This is a genomic window from Streptomyces sp. NPDC091377, from assembly GCF_044757045.1.
Taxonomy (GTDB): Bacteria; Actinomycetota; Actinomycetes; order Streptomycetales; family Streptomycetaceae; genus Streptomyces.
Genome location: NZ_JBIVUE010000001.1, coordinates 672,830 through 697,319 on the forward strand (window position 1 = coordinate 672,830; position 24,490 = coordinate 697,319).

Below are 24,490 nucleotides of genomic sequence, written 5' to 3' on the forward strand. Positions count from 1 at the left end.
CGTGAGTAAGTCCGTCGCCAAGCGGAGACAGCCGAGCCTCGCCCAGTTGCGGGCCTTCGCGGCGGTCGCGGAGCATCTGCACTTCCGGGACGCGGCGGCGGCCATCGGCATGAGCCAGCCCGCGCTGTCCGGGGCGGTCTCCGCGCTGGAGGAGGCCCTCGGGGTGACGCTGCTGGAGCGCACCACCCGCAAGGTGCTGCTCTCCCCGGCCGGCGCGCGGCTCGCCGTACGGACCAAGGCGGTGCTCGCGGAGGTCGGCGCGCTGCTGGAGGAGGCGGAGGCGGTCCGGGCCCCCTTCACCGGGGCGCTGCGGCTCGGCGCGATCCCCACGGTGGCGCCGTATCTGCTGCCGACGGTGCTGCGGCTGGTCCACGACCGCTACCCGGAACTCGACCTCCAGGTGCACGAGGAGCAGACCGCGAGCCTGCTCGACGGGCTGGCCACGGGCCGGCTGGACCTGCTGCTGCTCGCCGTGCCGCTCGGGGTGCCGGGGGTCACCGAGCTGCCCCTGTTCGACGAGGACTTCGTGCTGGTCACCCCGCTCGACCATCCGCTCGGCGGCCGGGCGGGGATCGGGCGCGACGCGCTGCGCGCGCTGCGGCTGCTGCTGCTGGACGAGGGGCACTGTCTGCGGGACCAGGCGCTGGAGATCTGCCGGGAGGCGGGCCGTGCGGACACCCCGGCGACCACCACGGCGGCCGGGCTGTCGACCCTGGTCCAGTTGGTGGCCGGCGGCCTCGGGGTGACGCTGCTGCCGCGCACCGCGGTCCGGGTGGAGACCGCCCGCTCCAGCCAGTTGCTCACCGGCTCCTTCGCCGACCCGGCCCCCACCCGGCGGATCGCCCTCGCCATGCGCACGGGCGCCGCCCGCTCCGCGGAGTACGCGGAGCTGGCGGCGGCCCTGAGGGAGGCGATGGCGGAACTGCCGGTCCGTGTCCTGGACGGCTGAGCCCCTCGGCGGGGCCGGACCTCACTCGGTCCGGAGCCCGTCCGGGCGCATCAGCCGCAGCAGCGGCGGCAGGCTGAGCAGGGTCACGACGAGGACCACCGAGGCGCCGACGCCGGTCATCGTCAGGACACTCATCCAGTCGATGCCGACCGGGGTGTCCGTCATCCGCAGCAGGACCGAGCCCAGGGCCAGCCCGACCACATTGGCGAGGAGCAGGCCGATCGCGATCGGGATCGCCGTCTGCCACAGCACCGACAGGGTCAGGGTGCCGCGCCGGGTGCCGAAGGCGATCAGCACCGAGAGCAGCTTCTTGCGCTCGCGCAACTGCTCCAGCTGGGAGACCAGCAGGCTCGCCCCGATCAGCAGGAGGACGGCCGCGGCGCCGACGAACAGGCCGGTGCGGATCGAGTCGTAGCGCTCGGTGCGTTCCGAGGCGACCCACATCATGGGCCGGGACAGCGGCTCGATCTTCGCCACCGTGTTGCGGGCCAGATCGTGGGCGTCGGGGACCAAGGAGTCGAAGGACAGGTACAGCTCGCCCGACAGGGCGGGCCGGACCTCCTGGGGCAGGGCCTTCGGGGTGACGAGCAGGCCGCCCCAGTCGCTGCCGGTCAGGGTGTTGCTCGCCTCGGCCGGCTTGACAGCGGGCAGCTTCCACGGCGTCGCCCGGCCCGGGGTGTCGTCGTAGGCCGCGTCGAAGTACACCGTGCGGCCGGCCTTCGCCAGCTCGGGGGTGTCCTCGTCGTACTCGGCGTCCATGACCGCGAAGACGTCCCCGTCCCGGCAGGACGGCAGCTTCGCCAGTTCCCGCAGGGCCGCGCAGCCGGCCACGGCCACCGTGCTGCCCTGCTCCGGGTTCTTGGGCCGCTCGGCCACGAAGCCCTCCGCGTAGGCGCGCACGGTACGTACGCCCTCGGTGGCGCGGAGCGCCGTCGCCGCCTCGTCGGGTCCGGTGCCGGTCGGCATGCTCACCTGCATCTGGACCTGACGCGGATCGCGTCCGGTGTCCCTGGTGAAGTCGCTCTCCACGCCGGTGAACAGCATCTGGAGGGCGATCGCGCCGGCCACCGCCACCGCGATGCCGTTGACCGTGCGGGCGGCCGTACCGCTGCTCAGCTGGAGCCTGCGCACGGCGAGCTGCCAGGAGACCGAGCCGCCGCGGAGCCGGCCGACGAACCGCTCGACGATCCACGGCAGCAGCGCGGTGATCCCGACGAGCAGCAGCACCACACCACCGGTGACCAGGTACTGGTTGAACTCGCCCTCACCCCTGCCCTGCCCGACCATCGGGTACAGCATCGCCAGACCGGCCACCGGCAGCAGGATCCGCCACCACAGCCGGCGCCGCCGCTGCTTGGCCGTACGGACCACGCCCAGCGGCTCGATCACCACACCGCGCATCGCCAGCAGGGTCACCGCCACCGCGGCGGCCGGCACCAGCAGCGCGACCAGCACCGCGAGCAGCGGGGAGGGGTTGAGGTAGCTGGGGAAGACACTGATCTCGAAGATCTGGGCGGAGCCCGCGAGCCGGCGGCCGATCAGGAAGAAGCCGGTGCCGAAGGCCAGCCCGAGGACCGATCCGGCGAGTGCCTCCCCGGCCGCGACCCGGCGGGTCATCGCGGTGTCGGAGCCCACCAGCCGCAGTGCCGCGAGCCGCCGGTCCCGTCCTTCGCTGCCGAACCGCTCGGCGGCGGCGACGAAGACCGCCACCGGCATCAGCAGCACCACGAACACGACCAGCACCAGCAGGAGCAGGACCGGGTCCCAGGGTTCGGGGGAGCCGGGGTCCTGCCCGAAGGCGTCGAGCCGGCGGACCTCGTCGTCGACGTGCTTCTCCAGCCCCTCGCCGCCCCGGTAGAAGGCGAGTTCCTGGGAGCCGATCAGACCGGTCTCGGCGATGGTGCCGACGATCCGCTCGGGCAGCCGCTCCCGCAGCAGCGCGGCGTCGGGCGACTTCAGCAGCTTCTCCAGCGCGGGCGAGACCACCATCGTCCCGGGCGCCGGGAACGCGGACACCCCCGGCGGCAGCGGCGCCTTCGGGCCCTCGGGCTGGAGGGTCCGGCCCCGTACCTCGGCATCGCGGAAGGTGGTGTCGGCGTCGGCGAGGAGCAGGGTGGCGTCGCTCTTGGGCGGGAGCGTGACGTCGAACGTCCAGTCCTGACGGGCCTTCTCCCGCTCGTGCCGGACGTTCAGCGCGTTCGGTATCGCCGTGGTGAGCAGCAGCAGGGCGACCCCGAGGCCGACCCCGACCGCGGTGAGCACGGCCCGTACCAGACCACCGCGGCCGGTGACGGCGAACCGGGCGCCCATGGTGAGGTCGCGCGCCCACTGACGTGCGCTCATACGGCGCGCTCCATGTCGCGCGAGCGGCCGTCGCGGACGACGACCTCACGGTCGGAGTAGGCGGCCACCCGGGCCTCGTGGGTGACCAGCACGACGGCGGCGTTGGTGGAGCGCGCCGCGTCCGTCAGCAGGTCCATCACCCGCTCGCCGTTGAGCGAGTCGAGGGCGCCGGTCGGCTCGTCGGCGAACAGCACCCGGGGGCTGGTGACCAGCGACCGCGCCACCGCGACCCGCTGCCCCTGGCCGCCGGAGACCTCGCCGGGCCGCTTGCCCCGCAGATCGTCGACCTCCAGCCGCTCCATCCAGGTGAGCGCGGTGCGCTCGGCCTCCTTGCGGGAGGTGCCGTTCAGCCGCAGCGGCAGCGCCACGTTCTCCACACAGCTCAGCTCGGGCACGAGCTGACCGAACTGGAAGACGAAGCCGAACTCCGAGCGGCGCAGCGCGCTGCGCTGGGAGTCGTTCATGGTGGCCATCTCGCGGCCGTTGTACAGGATCGAGCCCGAGTCGGGCGTCACGATGCCGGCGAGGCAGTGCAGCAGGGTGGACTTGCCGGAGCCGGAGGGGCCCATGACGGCGACGACCTCGCCGGGGTGGATGGAGAACGCGGCGCCGTCCAGCGCCGTCGTGGGGCCGTACGACTTGCGCAGGTCGCTCGCCGAGAGCAGGGAACCGGAGGGGATGTTCACGGGGCCACCACCTGGGCCAGCTTGTCGAGGCGCGCGGCGGTCAGTTCCAGCCAGCGCAGGTCCGCCTCCAGATGGAACAGGGCGTGGTCGCAGATCAGCTGGTCGGCGAGGTCGCCCTTGCGCTTGCGGTCGGTGAGGATCCGCATCATCCGCAGATGCTCCGAGCGCTGGGTGTCGAGGAGGTCGGCGGCATCGCGGTCGGTGAGCAGTGCCAGGACGACCTTGGTGTACAGCGTGGACTGGAGGTAGGGCTCCGGCTTCTCCGGCGTCGCGAGCCACTGCGCGACGTCGGTGATCCCGGCGTCGGTGATGGCGTACCGCTTGCGCTCAGGACCGCCGCCGGGCTCTATGCCGTCGACCTCCACGAGCCCGTGCTTCAGCAGCCGGGACATCGTGGAGTAGACCTGGCCGTAGTGCAGGGGCCGGTCCTGACCGAACTTCTCGTCGAAGGCGCGCTTGAGGTCGTAGCCGTGACGCGGCCCGGTCTCAAGGAGGCCCAGGAGGGTGTGACCGATGGACATGGAAGCACTCTACACAGCGGGTATACGCAGTATGTATACGCGGAGTGTGTAGAGGGTGGAGGGTACGGTGAAAGACCAGTTCAGGGCCGTTTGTCACGGTACTGAAACGCCCCGTTCGCCCTGCCTCAGGTCGGCGGCGGCTCGGGGTCCGCACCGCCCGGCGGACGGCCCCGGCGGGGGATGGGCCGGGCCTCCCCGGGCAGCCGCCCGGCCTCCGCGAGCGCCCGGCGCAGCAGGAACTCGATCTGCGCGTTGGCCGACCGCAGCTCGTCGGAGGCCCAGCGCGCCAGCGCGTCGTACACGGCCGGGTCCAACCGCAGCAGCACCTGCTTGCGCTGCTGCGGCCGGCGCTGCGGGCCCGCGCCCTCGGGCGACCCGGTCACTGGTAGAGCGTCCCGGTGTTGATGACGGGGTGCGCGGAGCGGTCCCCGCACAGCACGACCATCAGGTTGGACACCATCGCCGCCTTGCGCTCGGAGTCCAGCTCCACGATCCCCTGCTCGGTGATCCGCTCCAGCGCCGCCTCCACCATGCCGACGGCCCCGTCCACGATCTGCCGCCGCGCCGCGACCACCGCTCCGGCCTGCTGCCGCTGGAGCATCGCCGAGGCGATCTCGGGCGCGTAGGCGAGGTGCGTGAAGCGGGACTCGATGATCCGGACGCCGGCCGCCTCCACCCGGGCGTGGAGTTCGACGCCGAGCTTCTCGGTGATCTCCTCGGCGTTGCCGCGCAGCGAGAGGCCGTCCTCCTCGTGGGCGTCGTACGGGTACTCGATGGCGATGTGCCGCACGGCCGCCTCGGTCTGGGTGGACACGAACTCGATGTAGTCGTCCACCTCGAAGACAGCCTGCGCGGTGTCCTCCACCTTCCACACCACCACCGCGGCCAGCTCGACCGGGTTGCCGTAGGCGTCGTTCACCTTCAGCACGGCCGTCTCGTGGTTGCGGACCCGGGTGGAGATCTTGGCGCGGTCGGTGAGCGGGTTCACCCAGCGCAGCCCGTCCTGCCGGATGGTGCCCCGGTAGCGCCCGAAGAGCTGCACGACCCGGGCCTCGCCCGGCGCCACCATGTTCAGCCCGCACATCACGAGGAACGCGGCGAGCGCGATCACACAGCCGCCGACGATCAGCACGGCCTTGCCGCCGGCCGACGAGACGGCCACCGCGGACACCGCGGCGGCCGTCCCCCCGAACAGGCCGATCAGGCCGAAGGTCAGTATCAGACCGCCGCCGACACTGCGCGCGGCGAACTCCCGCACCCGCGGTTCCGGCATCGCCGGGACATCGGCCACCGGTGCGGAGCCGTGTGACGCGGAGTCAGTTGTGGACATGGGTGATCCCCCGATTCTCTGAGCGGCCCCCGGGAAGGAGACCGCTAGCCTGTGTCTATCCAAGTGATAACACTTTTAGTCGGGACGGCAACCCCCTCCGCCCCTCGTTCGTCGGTTCAGAGGGGACAGGTGCTGATTGTCACGTCCGGAAAAGGCCGGATCGTACGCCCTTTGTCACGGACGGCGGTGTTAACTTCTGACCCGGCCGAAGCTGTCACGGATGTGACGGACGAGAAGAAAGCGGAGCATACGGATCTATGGGACGAGCGGAAGAGAGACGAGCGCGACAGCGCGGCGGTCGCCGCGCCGCCCCCAGAGGCCGTGGCTCCTCCCGGGCGGCCGGGAGGACCGGCATACGCCGCTTCCTCACCTGGAGGAAGATCCTCGGTACGTTCCTCGGCTTCTGCCTGCTGTGCCTCGGCGCGTTCATCGTGCTCTACATGGTGATCGACATCCCCGAGGGCAACGCCGTCGCCGAGGAGCAGAGCAACGTCTACGAGTACAGCGACGGCACGGTCCTGACCCGCAGGGGCGAGGTCAACCGGGAGATCGTGGACCTCGCCCGGATCCCCAAGCCGGTCCAGCGGACCTTCGTCGCGGCGGAGAACAAGACCTTCTACAAGGACTCCGGCGTCGACCTCAAGGGCACCACCCGCGGACTGCTCAACACCCTGGCGGGCAAGGGCACCCAGGGCGGCTCGACCATCACCCAGCAGTATGTGAAGAACTACTACCTGACCCAGGAACAGACGGTCACCCGCAAGCTCAAGGAGCTGGTGATCTCCCTGAAGGTCGACCGCGAGAAGTCCAAGGACGACATCCTCGCCGGCTACATCAACACCAGCTTCTACGGCCGTAACGCCTACGGCATCCAGGCCGCCGCCCAGGCGTACTACCGCGTCGACGCCGACGAGCTGACCGTCGAACAGGGCGCCTACCTCGCGGCCCTGCTCCAGGCGCCCAGCCAGTACGACTGGGCCGCCGCCTCGGAGACCGGCAAGAAGCTGGTCCAGGAACGCTGGAACTACGTCCTGGACAACATGGTCGAGGAGAACTGGCTCGACGCCTCGGAACGCCAGGGCATGGAGTTCCCGGTGCCGAAGGCACCCCAGGGCACCCCCGGGCTCAAGGGGCAGACCGGCTACCTGGTCGACGCGGCCAACGCCGAACTCGCCCGCAGGCTCGTCTCCCAGGGCTCGGCGGAGAACGAGGACGACGCCCTCGCCATCGTCAAGCGCGGTGGCTGGACCATCACCCTCAACATCGACAAGAAGAAGCAGGAGCAGCTGGAGCAGGCCGCCGAGGACCAGCTCGTCAGCAAGCTCGACGCCGACGAGCGCGAGGTCGACGGCGACATCCAGCCCGGCGCCGTCTCGGTCGACCCCGGGACCGGCGAGGTCGTGGCGATGTACGGCGGCGCGGACTATCTGGAGCACTACCGCAACAACGCCACCCGGCGGGACTACCAGCCGGCCTCCACCTTCAAGCCGGTGATCCTGGCCGCCGCCGTGGAGGAGGAGGCCGAGACCCAGGACGGCGAGCCGATCACCGCGACGACGGTCTACGACGGCGACAGCAAGCGCCCCGTCGTGGACGGCGGTCGGAAGGTCGGCTTCGCCCCGCCCAACGAGGACGACGTCGACTACGGCGACGTCACCGTGCAGACCGCCATGAACAAGTCCGTGAACTCCGTCTTCGCGCAGATGGGCGTCGACGTCGGCATGGAGAAGGTGATGGAGGTCGCCGACCGGCTCGGCATGGACACCGACGGCATGGAGGCGGTCCCCGCCCAGACCCTCGGCTCCATGGGCGCGAGCCCGCTGGAGATGGCCGGCATCTACGCCACCCTCGACCACCACGGCAAGAAGGTCACCCCGGCGGTCCTGGCCTCGGCCGAGCACAAGGACACCGTGGTGGAGCTGCCGGACCCGATCGGCGACCAGGTGATCAGCCGGGAGACCGCCGACACCGTGACCTCCGTGCTGACCGGGGTGGTGGACGACGGTACGGCCCGGGTCTCGGTCCGCGACAACCCGAAGCGCGACGGCCAGCAGGTGGCGGGCAAGACCGGTACCTCCGACTACGGGCGCTCCGCCTGGTTCACCGGCTACACCCCCGACCTGGTGACCTCCGTCGGCATGTTCGGCGAGGACGCCGAGTCAGGCAAGCAGGTCAACATGGCCGGCGCCACCGGCACCCTCCCCGGCAAGGGCCGCGTCAACGGCGGCGGTCTCCCGGCGCAGATCTGGGCCCAGTACACCTTCGGCGCGATGGGCGAGGTCACCGAGTTCGACCTGGACACCGACCAGGGCGCCGCCAAGGAACCGTCCTGGACACCCACCCCGACCCAGGAGCCGACGACCGAGGCCCCCACCCAGGAGCCGACGCGGGAACCCACCACCCAGGCGCCGACCACGCAGACCCCGACGCAGGAACCGACGACCGAGCCGCCCACCCAGGAGCCGACGACGGAACCCCCGACGCAGGAGCCGACGACCACCCCGCCCACCGGCGGCACCCCGGAACCACCACCACAGCCCGACTAGACGGCCACAGCGGGCCGCCTTCTCCCGGAGTGCGTACCGGGGAGCGTTCCGGAGTGCGTTCCCGAGTGCGTTCTGAAGAACGTCCCGGGGAACCTCCCGGCCAACGCCCCGGAGCAGCTCCCGGAGAAGACAGCCCGCGCCCGCTCAGCCCCCGTTGAAGTGCCCGGCGATCCGGTCGCCCAGCTCCTTGTCCACGTTCCGCCAGTACTGGAGCGCCCGCTCCACCACCGGCCGGGACACCCCGTTGCTGAGATGCCCGGTGATGTTGGAGGCCAGCCGGTCCCGCGCGGCCTCGTCCAGCACCTCCCGCACCATCGTCCCGGGCTGCCCGAAGTCGTCGTCCTCCCGGTGCAGCGCGTACGCCTCCCGCACCATCTCCCCGGCGGCCCGCCATCCGGCGATGTCCCCGAAGCGGTCCACGTCCGCGGTGGGTCCGCCGTAGGAGTTCGGCGCGTAGGGCGCGGCCGTGTTGGCCGGCTCGTAGCGCATCGGCCCGTCCTTGGCGTAGGAGTTGACGGCCGACCGCGGGCGGTTCGGCGGGAGCTGGGCGTAGTTCGGGCCGATGCGGTACCGGTGGGTGTCCGGGTAGGAGAACAGCCGCCCGAGCAGCATCTTGTCCGGCGAGGGGCCGATGCCCGGCACCAGGTTGGACGGCTCGAACGCGGCCTGCTCGATGTGGACGAAGTAGTCCTCCGGGTTCTTGTCCAGGGTCATCCGGCCGACCTCGATCAGCGGATAGTCGGCGTGCGGCCACACCTTGGTGAGGTCGAACGGGTTGAAGCGGTAGTCCGCCGCGTCGTCGAACGGCATGACCTGCACATACATCGTCCAGGACGGGTGGTCGCCGCGGGCGATCGCGTCGAACAGGTCCCGGCGGTGCACATCCGTGTCCTCCCCGGCGAGCCGGTCGGCGTCGGCCTGGGTGAGGAACTCGATGCCCTGGTCGGTCTTGAGGTGGTACTTGATCCAGAAGCGTTAGCCGCCGCCGTTGACCCACATGTAGGTGTGGGACGAGTACCCGTTCATGTTCCGGTACGTCTTCGGCACGCCCCGGTCGCCCATCAGCCAGGTCACCATGTGCGCGGACTCGGGGGACAGGGTCCAGAAGTCCCACTGCATGTTGTTGTCCCGCAGCCCGTTGTCCGGGCGGCGCTTCTGGGAGCGGATGAAGTCCTGGAACTTCTGCGGGTCCCGGACGAAGAACACGGGGGTGTTGTTGCCGACCATGTCGTAGTTGCCGTACTCGGTGTAGAACTTCAGCGCGAAGCCGCGCGGGTCACGCCAGGTGTCGGGGGAGCCCTGCTCACCGGCGACCGTGGAGAAGCGGGCGAGCATCTCGGTGCGGCGGCCCGGCTGGAAGAGATCGGCCTTGGTGAACTGGCTGACGTCGTTGGTCACCTCGAAGGTGCCGTATCCGCCCGAGCCCTTGGCGTGGACCACCCGCTCGGGGACCCGTTCCCGGTTGAACTGGGCCATCTTCTCGATCAGATAGTGGTCCTGGAGCAGCACCGGACCGGTGTCGCCGACCGTCAGCGAGTGCTCGTCGCTCTCGACCGGGATCCCGGCGTTGTTGGTGGTGTACGGGTCCCGCTGGGGCGTCTGCGTCATGAGCGTCTCCCTCATGAGGTCGTCAGGTCGCTTCGCTCACCCCATCCACTCAACTCCGCCACAGGACCATCGGCAACTTCTGGATATGATCCGACTCTGGAGATGATCTTCAACCGGATCGGTTCCGGGCCTGTTCCGGGTCTATTCCGGGTCTATTCCGGATGGGGGCCGGATGGGGGCCGGATCGGGTCCGGATCGGATTCGGATCGGGTCCGGATCGGATTCGGCCTGTTCAGGTCCGGTTGAGTTCGAACCAGACCACTTTGCCGGTGCTCAGCCGGGTCGCGCCCCACCGTCTGGCCAGCCGGTTCACCAGATACAGCCCGCGTCCGCCCTCGTCGGTGGCCCGTGCCTGCCGCAGCCGCGGCAACTGCGGCACATCGTCGCCGACCTCGCAGCGCAGGACGTCGGTACGCAGCAGCCGGAGCGTCACCGGCCGTGACGCGTACCGCACGGCGTTGGTGACCACCTCGCTGACCAGCAGCTCCACCGAGTCCGTCAGCTCCTCCAGCTCCCAGCGGCGCAGGGCGTTGCGGGCCAGCCGCCGCGCCTTGCCGGGCGCGGCGTCCTCGGGTTCCAGGAACCAGTAGGCGACGTCGTTGGGCGCGATGCCGTCGAAGCGGGCGGCGAGCAGCGCGATGTCGTCGTCCCGGTCGCCGGGGCCCAGCATGTCGAGCACCTCGTCGCAGAGCGCTTCCAGCGGCGGCGGATGGTCCGGGCCGGTGAGCTGCGCGGTCGCGGCGAGCCGCTCCCGCAACTGCTCTATGCCGGTCCAGACGTCCCGCAGCCGGGACTCCACCAGGCCGTCGGTGTACAGCAGCAGGGTGGCCCCGGCGGGGGCGTCCAGCTCCACCGCCTCGAAGTCCACACCGCCGACACCGATCGGAGCGCCCGCGGGCACCCGCAGCACCTCGGCCGCCCCGCCGAGGTGGAGCAGCACGGGCGGCGGATGTCCGGCGTTGGCGATGGTGATGCGGTGCGAGACCGGGTCGTAGACGGCGTACAGGCAGGTCGCCATGCGGTCGGTGCCCAGCCGCTGGGCCTGCTCGTCGAGGTGGTGCAGGACCTCCTGCGGCGGCAGATCGAGTCCGGCGAGGGTCTGGGCGGTGGTGCGCAGCTGACCCATGATGGCCGCCGAGGTCATGGAGTGGCCCATGACGTCACCGACGACGAGCGCGACCCGGCTGCCGGGCAGCGGGATCGCGTCGTACCAGTCGCCGCCGACCCGGGCGGTCTCGGCGGCGGGCAGATAGCGGGAGGCCAGCCGCACACCGGTGGGGCGGGGCAGGGTCTCCGGGAGCATGGTGCGCTGGAGTTCGTCGGCGATGTACGCCTCACGGCCGTAGAGCACCGCTTTGTCGATGCCGAGGGCGCTGTGGGTGGCGAGCTGGGCGGCCACCAGCAGATCGTCGGGTTCGAACGCGATGCGCTCGGGGCGGCGCAGGAACACGGCCGCGCCGATCACCCGGCGACGGCCCCGCAGCGGCGCGAGAATGGCCCGCTGACCCGCCGGTACGACGAGTTCCGCGTCGTCGCCGAGGAGTTCGGGGAGCGCGGCGCGGGCGGCGGGCGCGTCGGCGAAGACCGGCCGCACCCCGCGCAGCACCTCGGCGAGGGCGCCACCGGGCCGCACCTCGCACAGCTCGGCGGTGACCGCGGACAGCTCGCTGGGCTCGGGGATCTGCGCGGGCAGGAAGCCGCCTTCGGTGTCCCGCTCCTCGGGGATGCGGTCGGTGCGGCGCAGCCGCAGCACCACCGGTCCGGTCGGCCGCTCGTCGCCCACCGGCAGCGGGTCACGCAGATAGACCAGGATGGCGTCGGCGAAGGTCGGCACGGTGGCCCGGCACAGCCCCATGACGATCTCGTCCAGGTCCATGCCGCGGGCGATCCGCCGGGTCGCCGCGCCCACGAAGCGCAGCCGGTCCCCGTCGCGCCGCATCGGGGTGGGCTGACCGGCCGGGACCCCCTGTCCGCTGCGCCGCTCGGGGCCGGGGCCGCGGCCGGAGGCGTCCGGCTGGGCCGGGATGCCCTCCGGCACCGGGCGCGGGCGGTGGTCGCCCATCGCGGCGGTCACCGGGCCGGGGGCGGTGGCGAGGGGCTCGTCGGGGGCCGGCTGGGAGTGCTCGGGGCCGGTGTCGCCGTCCGGGGCCGCCGGAGCGCCCGGCGGGGTCTCGCCGGCCCGGGCCTGGGCCGGCCGCACGGGCGCGGGCTGAGCCGGCTGAGCGGACGGCGCCGGCTGAGCGGGCTGGAGGGGCTGGACGGGCTCTCCTGGAGCGGAGGGCGGCGGGGTGTGCAGCAGTGCCCCGCGGGGATCCACGGGGTCGACGCCCGGCTGGGGGCGTTCATAGGAGGTGGGATTCTCCGTCACGCGTGTCGCATCCGTCCGTCGGGGGCCGCGCGCCGCGCCCGTTCGGTGCCTGCGCGCCGCGCGTGTTCGTCCCGCAGAAGTCCCGATACCCGGAATACCTGCCCCAGGAACGGGATTCCCGCGTGGTCAGAGGCTTTTCCTGTCCGTGTGACCGCCGCCCGCTCGCGTCCCGCACGGGTGGTGCCGTCGTACCGCTCGCTCACGTCCGGTCGCCCCTTTGTGACATCTGGTCAGACTCCGTGCACGCTCCGGCAGTTGCCACCCTGCTCCCTTGCGGAGGACGATCCTACGTTTCTTGCCCGGGGGCGCATCAAGGGTCTCATGAGGACACATGCGCGGGCGTACGGTCCCAGTCGTCCGGCAGTGACGGTACCGCCCAGCCGGGGTCGGGGCGAAAGTCCTGCCAGCCGTCCGAGAACGGCGGGCCCCACGCGTGAATCACCTCCACCGCGGCCAGTCCCGCCGCCCGCACCCGCCCGGCCAGCGCGTCGTCCACCAGCCCGTCCCGCCGGGCCTGGGCGAACTCGTCCTCGTCGCGCCAGTACCAGGCGCGGTCCGGGTGCACGGAAATGTCCAGGAAATGATCCTCGGAGTCCACACCGCCCGCCCAACGGGCCAGCGGCTCCTCCAGGTTGACGTACCAGTTCTTGAACCGCCAGCCCGGTTCCCAGAACAGCCACACCGACCACGGTTCACCCGGCCGGGCCAGCTTCAGCACCCCGGTGCCGAACCAGCGGTCGCGCTGGACCGCGCGGGGCTTGGTGTAGCGGGTCTCCAGCGGTTCCAGATGCACGGGCGTGCCGTCGGCCAGCACCGGTTTCACACACTCCGTCCCCGGTGCCAGCCACACCGCCAGCAGTTCCGCGTCGTCCCGTACGACGGTGACCGGCCGGACGATGTGGAAGTCCGCGCCGCCGTTCTCCCGGTAGCGCCAGAGCACCTGGCTGCCCGGGGTCCAGTACGCCGTGCCTCCGCCCTCCGCCACCGCGCTCACCGTTCCCTCGTCCGTCATGCGCAGATATTAGGTGTCCTCGGCATACGACGCTGCGGTCCCGGTCACGGTTCACCCCAGGGCCGCATCACCCGTCCCGTCCGTCACACGGGCCCCGGTGGCTTCGCCCGCGGGCCGTCAGGGGCGGGTCATGCGCAGAACGTCCAGTGCCTCGTCCAGTTCCTGTTCGGTCAGGGCGCCGCGCTCGACGTAGCCGCCCTCCAGCACCGTCTGCCGGATCGTCTTCCGTTCCGCCAGCGCCTTCTTCGCGACCTTGGCGGCCTCCTCGTAGCCGAGGTACTTGTTCAGCGGGGTGACGACGGACGGCGACGACTCGGCGTACTCGCGGGCCCGCTCGCGGTCGGCGGTGATGCCGTCCACGGTGCGGTCGGCCAGCAGCCGGGACGCGTTGGCCAGAAGGCGGATCGACTCCAGGACGTTCCTGGCCAGCACGGGCAGCATCACGTTCAGCTCGAAGTTCCCCGCCGCCCCCGCGGTGGTGACGGTGAGGTCGTTGCCGATGACCTGTGCGCACACCATCAGCACGGCCTCGGGGACGACCGGGTTCACCTTCCCGGGCATGATCGAGGAGCCCGGTTGCAGATCGGGCAGCGCGATCTCGGCGAGGCCGGTGCGCGGCCCCGACGCCATCCAGCGCAGATCGTTGGAGATCTTCGTGAGGCCGACCGCGACGGTACGGAGCTGACCGCTGGTCTCCACCAGGCCGTCCCGGGCGCCCTGCGCCTCGAAGTGGTCGCGCGCCTCGGTCAGCGGCAGCCCGGTGGCCCGCGCGACCTCCTCGATCACCGCGGCGGAGAACCCGGGCGGGGTGTTGATGCCGGTGCCGACGGCCGTACCGCCCAGCGGCAGCTCGGCCAGCCGCGGCAGTGCGGCGGTCAGCCGTTCGACGCCGTACCGCACCTGTGCGGCGTACCCGCCGAACTCCTGTCCGAGGGTGACGGGTGTGGCGTCCATGAGGTGGGTGCGCCCCGACTTCACCACATCGGCGAACTCCGCCGCCTTGCGCTCCAGGGCGGTGGCCAGTCGGTCGAGGGCCGGGATCAGATCACGGGTGACGGCGGCCGTGGCGGCGATGTGGATGGAGGACGGGAAGACGTCGTTGGACGACTGCGAGGCGTTGACGTGGTCGTTGGGGTGCACGTCCCGGCCCAGCCGCTCGCCGGCCAGGGTCGCGATCACCTCGTTGGTGTTCATGTTGGACGAGGTGCCCGACCCGGTCTGGAACACGTCGATCGGGAAGTGCGCGTCCCACCGGCCCTCCGCGACCTCGCCGGCCGCCTCCTGGATCGCCTCCGCCACGTCCGCGTCGAGCACCCCGAGCCGCGCGTTCACCTTGGCGGCGGCGCCCTTGATCCGGGCGAGCGCCTCGATGTGGGCGCGTTCGATGCGCTGCCCGGAGATCGGGAAGTTCTCGACGGCGCGCTGGGTCTGCGCCCGCCACTTCGCGTCCGCGGGGACCCTCACCTCGCCCATCGAGTCGTGCTCGACGCGGTAGCCCTGCTCGTCGCCGCCGGCGGTCGTGGTCATCGTGCTCCTGCCTCCATGAGTGCGTACGGCCCCGAACGGGAGAGCGCGCGGCCCAGCAGGCGTATTCCCCGTCCGGCCCGGTCAGTCGCGCACCTCGGCGGAGCGGGCCGGTCCGGCCCACAGTCCGCGCACATGGCCCAGATGCCGGGTCATCACGGCCCGTACGGCGTCCTCGTCCCGGGCGAGCAGCGCGTCCAGCAGCTCCAGGTGCTCCTCGGCGGAGGCTTCCAGCCGGCCCTCCGCCACCAGCCGGGTCAGCCCGTACAGCCGGGACCGGCCGCGCAGCTCACGGACCACCTCCACCAGAGGGGCGTTGTCCGAGAGCGCCAGCAGCCCCAGATGGAAGCGGGTGTCGGCCTCGACGTAGGCGATGAGGTCCCCGGCCGCGGCGGCGGTGACGATCGCGTGGGCCAGAGGCCGCAGCGCCTCCAGGGCCGCCGGGTCGGCCGTCGCCGCGAGCGCCGCCGTCGTCGGGATCTCGATGAGCGCGCGGATGTGCTTGTACTCGTCCAGTTGGCGGTCCGACACCGCCGTCACCCGGAAGCCCTTGTTCGGGACCGGGTCGAGCAGGCCCTCCTTCGCCAGGTCCAGCAGGGCCTCGCGCACCGGGGTGGCCGAGACCCCGAAGCGGGCGGCCAGCGCCGGCGCCGAGTGCACCTCCCCGGCCCGCAGCTCACCGGCGATCAGCGCGGCCCGCAGCGCGTCGGCGACCCGCTCGCGGTAGCTGGCCCGCGGGCCGCCCAGATCGGGCAGGGGCGGGGAGGCGGCCGGCCGGGACAGGGGCGGGGAGGGGGGCCGGAGCCGGGGCGGGGGTGGGGGCGGGGTCATGCGGGGTCACTCCTCGAAGGTGCGCGCTTCAGAGTACGAATCCGGCCGGGAACGGGTCGTCCGGGTCCAGCAGATACTGCGCGGTGCCGGTGATCCAGGCCCGGCCGGTGAAGCTCGGCAGCACGGCCGGCCGGCCCCCGACCTCGGTGGTGCCGAGCAGCCGGCCGGTGAAACGGGTGCCGATGAACGACTCGTTCACGAACTCGGTGCCGAGCGGCAGCTCCCCGCGCGCGTGCAGTTGGGCCATGCGGGCGCTGGTGCCGGTGCCGCACGGGGAGCGGTCGAACCAGCCCGGATGGATCGCCATCGCGTGCCGGGAGTGCCGGGCGTCGGAGCCCGGGGCGAGCAGATGGACGTGGTGCACCCCGTGGATGGACGGGTCCTCGGGGTGGACCGGCCCGTCCCCCTCGGCCTCGATGGCGGCCATCAGCGACAGCCCCGCCTTCAGGATGTCGTCCTTGTACGCCCGGTCGAAGGGCAGCCCGAACTCCTCCAGCGGCAGGATCGCGTAGAAGTTGCCGCCGTAGGCGAGGTCGTACGTCACCGTCCGCCCGTCGGCGAGGGTCGCCTCGCGGTCCAGGCCGACGGAGAACGACGGCACGTTCCGGAGGGTGACGTCCCGCGCCCGGCCGTCCTCGACGGCGACCTCGGCGACGACCGGGCCCGCCGGGGTGTCGAGGCGGATGGTGGTGACCGGCTCGGTGACCTCCACCATGCCGGTCTCCACCAGGACCGTCGCCACCCCGATCGTGCCGTGCCCGCACATCGGCAGATAGCCGGAGACCTCGATGTACAGCACCCCCCAGTCGCAGTCCGGGCGGGTCGGCGGCTGGAGGATCGCGCCGCTCATCGCGGAGTGACCGCGCGGCTCGTTCATCAGCAGCCGCTTGACGTCGTCGCGGTGCTCACGGAAGTACAGCCGCCGCTCGTTCATCGTCGCGCCCGGGACGGTGCCGATCCCGCCGGTGACGACCCGGGTCGGCATGCCCTCGGTGTGCGAGTCGACGGCGTGCAGGACGAGCTTGCTGCGCATGAGGTCTCCTCGTTGATCCGCTCGTTGGTCCGCTCGTTCGTCCGCTCGTCGGTCCGCGGTGCGGTCAGACGAGCCCGGCGGCGACGGCCTTCTCGGTCGCCGTGCGCACCGCCGCCTCCTGCTCCGGCAGCAGCGGCATCCGCGGCGGACGGCACGGGCCGCCGTAGCGGCCGACGACGTCCATGGACACCTTGATGGACTGCACGAACTCGATCCGCGAGTCCCAGCGCAGCAGCGGGTGCAGCAGCGTGTACAGCTCGCGCGCGGTCTCCAGGTCCCCGGCGACGGCCGCCCGGTACAGCCGTACGCACGCCTTCGGCAGGGAGTTGGGGAAGCCCGCGATCCACCCCTTGGCGCCGGAGAGCGCCAGCTCCAGGAGTACGTCGTCGGCGCCGACCAGCAGATCGAGGTCCGGGGCGAGTTCGGCGATCCGGTAGCCGCGCCGCACATCGCCGGTGAACTCCTTCACCGCCCGCACGTACCCCTCCCCGTGCAGCTTGGCCAGCAGTTCCGGGACGAGGTCCACCTTGGTGTCGATCGGGTTGTTGTACGCCACCACCGGCACGCCCGCCTTCGCCACCTCGGCGTAGTGCGCGAGCACCGAGCGCTCGTCCGCGCGGTAGGCGTTGGGCGGCAGCAGCATCACCGCGCCGCAGCCCGCGTCGCGCGCCTGCTCGGCCCAGCGCCGGGACTCCGCCGAACCGTAGGCCCCGACCCCCGGCATCACCCGGTCGCCGCCGATCGCGGCCACCGCGGTCTCCACCACTTTCCTCCGCTCCTCGGGCGTGAGCACCTGGTACTCGCCGAGCGAGCCGTTGGGCACGACGCCGTCACAGCCGTTCTCGACCAGCCAGGCGCAGTGCTCCGCGAACCGGCCGTGGTCGACACGCAGGTCCTCGGTGAGGGGGAGGGCCGTGGCGACGAGAACACCGTGCCAGGGGCGGGCGGGGGAGACGGTCATGGGTTCCTCCTGTGAGTGGCGGTACGGGTGTCGGTCCGGGGGCGCGCGCGGGCCGGGTCGTCGGCCGGCGCGGGGGCGGTCGCGGGGGGTTCCTCGGCGGCGGGTCCGGGACCGGCCAGCACCCCGAGCGGCACCGGCCGGGCGAGCGAGCGGCGGCCCGGGGTGAGCGCGCACCCGGCGACCCCGGCGACACCCGGCGCGCACATCCGCCCCTGGCACCAGCCCATCCCGGCCCGGGTCAGCAGCTTCACGGTCCGCAGATCCCGTGCGCCGAGCGCGTCGACGGCCTCCCGCACGGTCCCGGCGGTGACCTCCTCGCACCGGCACAGCACCGTCGGGTCCGTGACCCGGTCGGGCCAGTGCGGGTCGGGGACGTAGACCCGGTCGAGCACCTCGGCGAACCGGCGCATCCGCGCCCGGGCCTTCGCGGCGGCGGACCAGCCACCCGGGTCGGGGTCCCGGCCCGCCAGCCGCGCGGCGATCGAGCGTCCGGCGACATGTCCCTCGGCGAGTGCGAGGGCGGCCCCGCCGACCCCGGTGCTCTCGCCGGCGGCCCAGACGCCGGGGACGTCGGTGCGCTGCTCGTCGTCCACGGCGACGACGAGCCCGTCGAGCCGGCAGCCGAGCGCCTCGGCGAGATCGGTGTGCGGCAGCATGCCGTGGCTGACGGCGAGGGCGTCGCAGCGGATCCGGCGGGCGGCGCCGCCCGCGAGGGGGACGACGGTCACCGCCTCGACGCGCTCGGTGCCGTGCGCCGCGACGACCGTGTGCCGGGCGAGGAAGGGGACGCGGTGGCGCAGCAGCCCGGCCGCGTACCCCGCCCCTTCGGGCGCCTTGGCCGCGAGGGCACGGCCGTACCGCAGGAAGTCCCTCGGGTCCGCCGACTCCACCAGCGCGGCGACCCGCGCGCCCGCCGCCGCGAGCCCGGTGGCCACCGGCAGCAGCAGCGGTCCGGTCCCGGCCACGACGACGGTACGGCCCGGCAGCACCAGCCCGCCCTTGAGCATGGCCTGGGCGCCCCCGGCCGTGACGACCCCGGGCAGGGTCCAGCCGGGGAAGGGCAGCACCCGTTCGTAGCCGCCGGTCGCCAGGAGCACCGCGTCCGCGTGCACGGCGGTCGCCTCCTCCTGGAGCGGGCCGAGCAGCGCGTGGACGGTGAAGCCGCCCTCCGGACGCCGTTCGACGCACCACACATGACGGTCGGGGAGACGGATGACGAGGCCGTCGTCCGCCAGGTCCTCCAGCCCGGCGCGCAGCCGTTCCCAGGTCCGCCACTGATGGTGCAGCGCCTCGGGCCGACGGGCGCCGAGGCCGGGCGCGGGCCGGCGGTAGAACTGCCCGCCCGCCGCGGGCGCCGCGTCCACGAGCGCGACCCGCACCCCCCGGGCCGCCGCCGCGAGGGCCGCCGCGAGCCCGGCGGGACCCGCGCCGATCACCGCGAGGTCAGTCCTCATGACCGGTCCCCTCCTGGGTGCGGACGGCGGCGCCGGGGACGGCCGGGACGAGACAGGCCCGCTGGTTGGGCCGTCCGTCGACGGTGACCAGGCAGTCGTAGCAGACCCCGATCCCGCAGAACACGCCGCGCGGGCGGCCGGCGTCGCGGGTGGTGCGCCAGGAGGTGATCCCGGCGGCCCACAGCACGGCGGCGACGGTCTGTCCGGGCAGGGCGGGCAGTTCACGGCCGTCGAAGGTGACGGTGAACGGGGGGCCGGGCCGCGCCCGGGCGAGCCGGAGCGGACCGGAGACGGCGGCGTTCGGGTCGTGGGACGTCATACGGGCTCGGCCTCCGGGAAGCGGTCGGGGCGCAGGGGGTGGAGATCGAGGTCGGGGCGCTGGCCGCCGAGCACCTGCGCGATCAGATGGCCGGTGCCGGTGGCGAGCCCGATGCCCGCGCCCTCGTGCCCGCAGGCGTGGAAGAGCCCCGGCGCCCGGGGGTCGGGTCCGATCGCGGGCAGATGGTCCGGCAGATACGGCCGGAAACCGGCGTACGTCCGCATCACCCGCACCTGTTCGAGGAAGGGGAAGAGCCGGGTCGCCCCGGCGGCCAGCGCGCGCACGGCGGGCAGGGAGAGGCTCCGGTCGAAGCCGACCCGCTCCCGGCTGGCGCCGATCAGCACCGGTCCGGCGGCCGTGCCCTCCACGACCGGCGAGGTCTGGAGCGCGGCGGAGTCGCTGGCGACGTCGGCGACATAGGCGGCGGCGTACACCTTGTGCCGGACGCGGACCGGCAGCGGTTCGGTGACCAGGACGAAGCCCCGCCGGGGCAGCACCGGCAGCCGCACCCCGGCGAGCGCGGCGACCTCGCCGCCCCAGGTCCCGGCGGCGTTGACGACATGGGGCGCGCGCACCTCCCCGTGGTCGGTCCGCACCCCCCGCACCGCCCCGTCGGGGCCGCGCGGCACGCCGGTCACGGTGCGGCCGGTGAGCAGCCGGGCGCCGGAGGCCCTGAGCAGCCGCGCGGCGGCGAGCGCGGGCATCACCTGGGAGTCCTGCGGATACAGCACCCCGCCGGCCACCTCGGGCGACAGCCAGGGCTCCAGTTCCGCGAGCCGTTCCCGGCCGACGCCCACCGCGTCGACCCCGGCACCGCGCTGAGACGTGGCGAACGCCTCCAGCGCGGCGAGTTGTGCACCGTCCTCGGCGACGACGATCCCGCCCTTGGCCTCGTACTCGACCGCGGCGCCGAACTCCCGCGCCAGTTCGGTCCACAACCGGTGGGACAGCAGGGCGAGTTCCAGTTCGGGCCCCGGTTCCTTGTCGGAGACGAGCAGATTCCCCTCCCCGGCCCCGGTGGTGCCCCCGGCGACGCCTCCCCGGTCCACGACGACCACGTCGAATCCGGCGCGGGCCGCGTAGAACGCACAGGCGGCACCGACCATGCCGGCGCCCACGACGACGATGTCGCAGGTCAATTGCTTGCCCATGGCAGTAATATGTCACACGCTACTGCTACTGGGAATGCTCCGGACGACACCGGACGACACCGGACGACACCGGACGACACCGGACGACACCGGGGGGAGGCGGGGCGACGGCGGGGCGGGACGGCCGGGCGCTACGGCGGGGCGGGGCGGCCGGGCGCTACGGCGGGGCGGGGCGGCCGGGCGCTACGGCGGGGCGGGGCGGGACGGCCGGGCGGGGCCGAGCGCTGCGGCCGGGCGGGCGGAACGCGAAAGGGCGGTCGGAGGCGTGAGCCTCACGACCGCCCCGGACACGAGCACGCGGGCGAACCCGCCTGTGCCCGCGCCCGTGTTCGTGCCCGTGTTCGTGCCCGTGTTCGTGCCCGTGTTCGTGTCTGTGTTCGTGTCTGTCTCTGTCTCCGTCCGCCCGTCCGGTGTTCCCTCAGCCCAGCCCGGGACCCCGCACCGGGATCGAGGTGAACGTCGGCGCGGGCGCCGGGTCCTGGAAGAAGTCGTTGCCCTTGTCGTCCACCACGATGAACGCCGGGAAGTCCTCGACCTCGATCTTCCAGACCGCCTCCATCCCCAGCTCCTCGTACTCCACGACCTCGACCTTCTTGATGCAGTCCTGGGCGAGCCGGGCGGCCGGGCCGCCGATGGAGCCGAGGTAGAAGCCCCCGTGCGCGTCGCAGGCGTCGGTGACCTGCTGGGACCGGTTGCCCTTGGCGAGCATCACCTTGGACCCGCCGGCCGCCTGGAACTGCTCCACGTACGAATCCATCCGCCCGGCGGTCGTCGGGCCGAAGGACCCGGACGCGTAACCCTGCGGGGTCTTGGCCGGACCGGCGTAGTACACCGGGTGGTCCTTCAGGTACTGCGGCATCCCCTCGCCCGCGTCGAGCCGCTCCTTGATCTTGGCGTGCACGATGTCCCGGGCCACGACCAGCGGACCGGTGAGCGAGAGCCGGGTCTTGACCGGGTACTTGGTCAGCTCGGCGAGGATGTCGTCCATCGGCTGGTTGAGGTCGATACGGACCACGTCGCCGTCGGCTTCGAGGTGCTCGTCGGTCGTCTCCGGCAGGAACCGCGCCGGGTCCGTCTCCAACTGCTCCAGGAAGACGCCCTCGGCGGTGATCTTCGCGACGGCCTGCCGGTCGGCCGAGCAGGAGACGGCGATGGCGACGGGGCAGGACGCGCCGTGCCGGGGGAGCCGGACCACCCGGACGTCGTGGCAGAAGTACTTGCCGCCGAACTGCGCGCCGATCCCGATCCGCTGTGTCAGCTCGAAGACCTTCTCCTCCAGCTCCTTGTCCCGGAAGCCGTGGCCGAGCGGCGAGCCCTCGGCGGGGATCTCGTCCAGGTAGTGCGCGGAGGCGTACTTCGCGGTCTTCAGCGCGTACTCGGCCGAGGTGCCGCCGACCACGATCGCGAGGTGGTACGGCGGACAGGCGGCCGTACCCAGCGAACGGATCTTCTCCTCCAGGAACTTCATCATGGAGGACTCGTTCAGGACGGCCTTGGTCTCCTGATAGAGGAAGGACTTGTTGGCGCTGCCGCCGCCCTTCGCCATGAACAGGAACTTGTAGGCGCCGCCGTCGGCCGCGTACAGCTCGATCTGCGCCGGGAGGTTGGAGCCGGTGTTCTTCTCCTCCCACATGGTGAGCGGGGCCATCTGGGAGTACCGCAGGTTGAGCCGGGTGTAGGCGTCGTAGATGCCCCGGCTGAGGGCCGCCTCGTCGCCGCCCTCCGTCAGCACCTGCTGCCCGCGCTTGCCCATGACGATCGCCGTGCCGGTGTCCTGGCACATGGGCAGCACGCCCGCCGCCGCGATGTTGGCGTTCTTCAGCAGGTCGAGCGCCACGAACTTGTCGTTGCCCGACGCCTCAGGGTCGTCGATGATCCGGCGGAGCTGGGCGAGGTGGGCCGGGCGCAGATAGTGCTGGATGTCGTGGATGGCCTCCTCGGCGAGCTTGCGCAGCGCCTCCGGCTCGACCTTGAGGAACGTGCGCCCGTCGGCCTCGAAGGTGGAGACACCCTCGGCGGTCACCAGCCGGTAGGGGGTGGTGTCCGCTCCCATCGGGAGCAGATCGGTGTACGCGAACTCAGGCATCTCGGCCCATTCCTCACTCACGGCAGACAGCGGCTGGCAACCATTGGCAGCGTCCACCAGCGTAGGCCGTGCCCCGGACGGCGGGCCGGTGAGGTAAGGCTCAGTTCTCCCGGGTCTCCCGGGTCTCCCGGGTCTCCCGGGTCTCCCGGGTCTCCCGGGGCGAGGCGGCGGGGATTCCGGGGTGTCGCGATCTATCGTGTGTGGGTAGTCTGCTGCCGTGGACCTTCACAAGCAGAGCAGTCCCGAGCCGCCGCGTCCCCAGGCCCCGGTCCGCCAGGACGCCGAGGTGGCCCCCGCCGAACTGCGCGCCTCCGACGCCGAGCGCGACCGGATCGCGGACATCCTGCGCGAGGCCCACGCGGAGGGCCGGCTGACCGCCGAGGAGCACGCCGAGCGGATCGGCGGGGTCTACGAGGCGAAGACGGTCGGCGAGCTGGAGCCGCTGATCCGCGATCTGCCCGGCGCCCACCAGCGCCGCCCGGCGCCGACGCGCACCACCGCGCCGAACCGCCCGGCCGACGGCGAGATACCCGCGGAGGCGGACGACAACGTCGTCGCGGTGTTCTCCGCCTCGGTCCGCAAGGGGCGCTGGCGCGCGGGCCGCCGTATCCACGCGTACGCGGTCTTCGGCAGCGTGGAGATCGACCTCAGCGAGGCGCTGTTCGAGTATCCGCGGGTCATGATCAAGGCGTTCTCGGTCTTCGGCAGCGTGGAGGTCCGCGTCCCGGAGAATGTGTCGCTGCGCGGCACCGGCGGGGGTGTGCTCGGCAACTTCGAGGTGTCCACGCTCGATTCGGACGATCCGGACGCGCCCGTGGTCTTCATCGACGGCTGGGCGATCCTCGGCAGCGTCGAAGCCCGGCCCAAGCGCGGCAAGTTCGTGGCGGACATAGCCGACAAGCTGGGCATCTCGGACAAGGCGGGCAAGGGTCGGCGCAAGACGGAGAAGACAGAGCGCAAATATCTGTGACGACCCCTCGGGGGCGTGGAGGGCGTGCGCCCGCGGCAGGGGTTTGCGTGCGCGGCGCCGATCATTGGCGGTTGCGAACTTCCGCCCCGAAACGAACGCGTCCGCTTCCCGCAGCGGAAAAGAACCGCCATGCTCTGGCGATTGGGAACTCCCTGCATAGGCACGCGCACAGCGGGTAGACCTTGCTGCATCGTCTCTCGCTCGCGAAGCCGTCGTCAGGAGTAGACCGTGCTGCAACCGCCGCATTCGTCCCTGCAGGTAGCCGCTGTTCCGGCCCAGCGGGTGCCAGCGCGAGACAGGGACCAAGACGCTCCCTGGCACACCGAGGCGGTGTGCCGACGCGACGAGGCCGGCCTGTTCTTCGCCCCCTCCAAGGAACCCACCGCGGCGCGGCTCTCCCGCGAGGAAGCCGCCAAGCGGGTGTGCGCCCGCTGTCCGGTGATGGTCGAGTGCCGCGAACACGCGCTGCTCCAGCCCGAGCCGTACGGCGTCTGGGGCGGCCTCACCGCCGCCGAACGCCGGGTCGTCCTGGCCCGCCGCCGCCGACGGGACCTGGAACTGCAGAAGGCGGCCAGGACGACGGGCCGCATAGCCCAGGCCGGCTGACCCACACGGCACCGGGAGCGCCCCCACCGCACCGGGGACGCTCCCACCCACCCCAACACCGGGTCCCCTGACAACCGGCGACACGAAGTCCGACCTCGGGCGACGCCGGATTCCGGCCGCCGGGAGGCGACTTCTACGGACGCCGGCTCCCCGACGACCGAGGGCCCGGGCTCCCACCCCAGGGGCGCGGGG

19 protein-coding genes and 1 pseudogene are annotated in these 24,490 nt (G+C 72.4%); 4 read left to right on the top strand and 16 right to left on the bottom strand.

The genetic code is table 11. The annotated features are described in order from the left end of the window. Nucleotide 1: 1 nt before the first annotated feature. Nucleotides 2–949, top strand: coding sequence for a LysR substrate-binding domain-containing protein (locus ACIQNG_RS03010; RefSeq protein ID WP_401482378.1), 948 nt, complete (start codon nucleotides 2–4; stop codon nucleotides 947–949). Between the two features lie 21 nt (nucleotides 950–970). Here ACIQNG_RS03010 and ACIQNG_RS03015 read toward each other — a convergent pair whose 3' ends face one another. From ACIQNG_RS03015 to ACIQNG_RS03035, 5 genes are all read right to left on the bottom strand, one after another. Continuing rightward, nucleotides 971–3,292 (bottom strand): ABC transporter permease, encoded by a 2,322-nt coding sequence (locus ACIQNG_RS03015; protein ID WP_401482379.1) that lies wholly within the window; start codon nucleotides 3,290–3,292, stop codon nucleotides 971–973. After that, on the bottom strand, nucleotides 3,289–3,978 hold the full coding sequence (locus tag ACIQNG_RS03020; protein ID WP_401482380.1) for an ABC transporter ATP-binding protein: 690 nt from the start codon (nucleotides 3,976–3,978) through the stop codon (nucleotides 3,289–3,291). Before ACIQNG_RS03020 ends, ACIQNG_RS03015 begins: the two co-directional genes overlap by 4 nt. Further along, the gene (locus ACIQNG_RS03025) at nucleotides 3,975–4,499 is read right to left on the bottom strand and encodes a PadR family transcriptional regulator (protein ID WP_401429666.1); all 525 of its coding nucleotides are present in this window, start codon (nucleotides 4,497–4,499) and stop codon (nucleotides 3,975–3,977) included. The genes ACIQNG_RS03020 and ACIQNG_RS03025 overlap by 4 nt, the downstream gene beginning before the upstream one ends. A 125-nt stretch (nucleotides 4,500–4,624) precedes the next feature. After that, nucleotides 4,625–4,882, bottom strand: a complete 258-nt coding sequence (locus tag ACIQNG_RS03030; protein ID WP_401429668.1) for a hypothetical protein — start codon at nucleotides 4,880–4,882, stop codon at nucleotides 4,625–4,627. Beyond that, a complete protein-coding gene (locus ACIQNG_RS03035) occupies nucleotides 4,879–5,829 on the bottom strand; it encodes an SPFH domain-containing protein (RefSeq protein WP_401482381.1) in 951 nt (316 codons plus the stop codon). Before ACIQNG_RS03035 ends, ACIQNG_RS03030 begins: the two co-directional genes overlap by 4 nt. A 257-nt stretch (nucleotides 5,830–6,086) precedes the next feature. Here ACIQNG_RS03035 and ACIQNG_RS03040 point away from each other — a divergent pair, with 257 nt between their 5' ends. Next, nucleotides 6,087–8,375, top strand: coding sequence for a transglycosylase domain-containing protein (locus ACIQNG_RS03040; protein ID WP_401482382.1), 2,289 nt, complete (start codon nucleotides 6,087–6,089; stop codon nucleotides 8,373–8,375). A 144-nt stretch (nucleotides 8,376–8,519) separates the two neighbouring features. On the opposite strand, the pseudogene ACIQNG_RS03045 reads toward ACIQNG_RS03040, so the two are convergent. The 11 genes and pseudogenes from ACIQNG_RS03045 to ACIQNG_RS03095 form a co-directional block, all read right to left on the bottom strand. Further along, a pseudogene (locus ACIQNG_RS03045) lies at nucleotides 8,520–9,983 on the bottom strand (catalase). A gap of 232 nt (nucleotides 9,984–10,215) precedes the next feature. Further along, the gene (locus ACIQNG_RS03050) at nucleotides 10,216–12,351 is read right to left on the bottom strand and encodes a SpoIIE family protein phosphatase (protein WP_401429679.1); all 2,136 of its coding nucleotides are present in this window, start codon (nucleotides 12,349–12,351) and stop codon (nucleotides 10,216–10,218) included. Between the two features lie 319 nt (nucleotides 12,352–12,670). After that, the gene (locus ACIQNG_RS03055; protein WP_401429681.1) at nucleotides 12,671–13,363 is read right to left on the bottom strand and encodes a DUF402 domain-containing protein; all 693 of its coding nucleotides are present in this window, start codon (nucleotides 13,361–13,363) and stop codon (nucleotides 12,671–12,673) included. A 117-nt stretch (nucleotides 13,364–13,480) separates the two neighbouring features. Continuing rightward, the gene (locus tag ACIQNG_RS03060; RefSeq protein ID WP_401429684.1) at nucleotides 13,481–14,890 is read right to left on the bottom strand and encodes a class II fumarate hydratase; all 1,410 of its coding nucleotides are present in this window, start codon (nucleotides 14,888–14,890) and stop codon (nucleotides 13,481–13,483) included. Between the two features lie 81 nt (nucleotides 14,891–14,971). Next, nucleotides 14,972–15,718 carry a GntR family transcriptional regulator gene (locus tag ACIQNG_RS03065; protein WP_401482383.1) on the bottom strand — a complete coding sequence of 249 codons (747 nt, stop codon included), beginning with the start codon at nucleotides 15,716–15,718 and terminating at the stop codon, nucleotides 14,972–14,974. Nucleotides 15,719–15,746: 28 nt separating this feature from the next. Continuing rightward, nucleotides 15,747–16,751, bottom strand: coding sequence for a proline racemase family protein (locus tag ACIQNG_RS03070; RefSeq protein ID WP_401429689.1), 1,005 nt, complete (start codon nucleotides 16,749–16,751; stop codon nucleotides 15,747–15,749). Between the two features lie 64 nt (nucleotides 16,752–16,815). Next, nucleotides 16,816–17,712, bottom strand: a complete 897-nt coding sequence (locus ACIQNG_RS03075) for a dihydrodipicolinate synthase family protein (protein ID WP_401482384.1) — start codon at nucleotides 17,710–17,712, stop codon at nucleotides 16,816–16,818. Continuing rightward, nucleotides 17,709–19,166, bottom strand: a complete 1,458-nt coding sequence (locus ACIQNG_RS03080; RefSeq protein WP_401482385.1) for an FAD-dependent oxidoreductase — start codon at nucleotides 19,164–19,166, stop codon at nucleotides 17,709–17,711. The genes ACIQNG_RS03075 and ACIQNG_RS03080 overlap by 4 nt, the downstream gene beginning before the upstream one ends. Continuing rightward, nucleotides 19,156–19,485 carry a (2Fe-2S)-binding protein gene (locus ACIQNG_RS03085; RefSeq protein ID WP_401482386.1) on the bottom strand — a complete coding sequence of 110 codons (330 nt, stop codon included), beginning with the start codon at nucleotides 19,483–19,485 and terminating at the stop codon, nucleotides 19,156–19,158. Before ACIQNG_RS03085 ends, ACIQNG_RS03080 begins: the two co-directional genes overlap by 11 nt. Continuing rightward, complete coding sequence (locus tag ACIQNG_RS03090; RefSeq protein ID WP_401482387.1) at nucleotides 19,482–20,636, bottom strand: NAD(P)/FAD-dependent oxidoreductase; 1,155 nt, start codon at nucleotides 20,634–20,636, stop codon at nucleotides 19,482–19,484. Before ACIQNG_RS03090 ends, ACIQNG_RS03085 begins: the two co-directional genes overlap by 4 nt. A gap of 418 nt (nucleotides 20,637–21,054) precedes the next feature. Beyond that, entirely contained in the window at nucleotides 21,055–22,722 is a 1,668-nt protein-coding gene (locus tag ACIQNG_RS03095; RefSeq protein WP_401482388.1) for a fumarate hydratase, read from the bottom strand. Between the two features lie 217 nt (nucleotides 22,723–22,939). Between ACIQNG_RS03095 and ACIQNG_RS03100 the strand changes: the two genes are divergently transcribed. Both ACIQNG_RS03100 and ACIQNG_RS03105 read left to right on the top strand, forming a co-directional pair. Then, nucleotides 22,940–23,692 carry a DUF1707 domain-containing protein gene (locus tag ACIQNG_RS03100; RefSeq protein WP_401482389.1) on the top strand — a complete coding sequence of 251 codons (753 nt, stop codon included), beginning with the start codon at nucleotides 22,940–22,942 and terminating at the stop codon, nucleotides 23,690–23,692. Between the two features lie 228 nt (nucleotides 23,693–23,920). Continuing rightward, nucleotides 23,921–24,298 carry a WhiB family transcriptional regulator gene (locus ACIQNG_RS03105; protein ID WP_401429703.1) on the top strand — a complete coding sequence of 126 codons (378 nt, stop codon included), beginning with the start codon at nucleotides 23,921–23,923 and terminating at the stop codon, nucleotides 24,296–24,298. Nucleotides 24,299–24,490 lie beyond the last annotated feature (192 nt).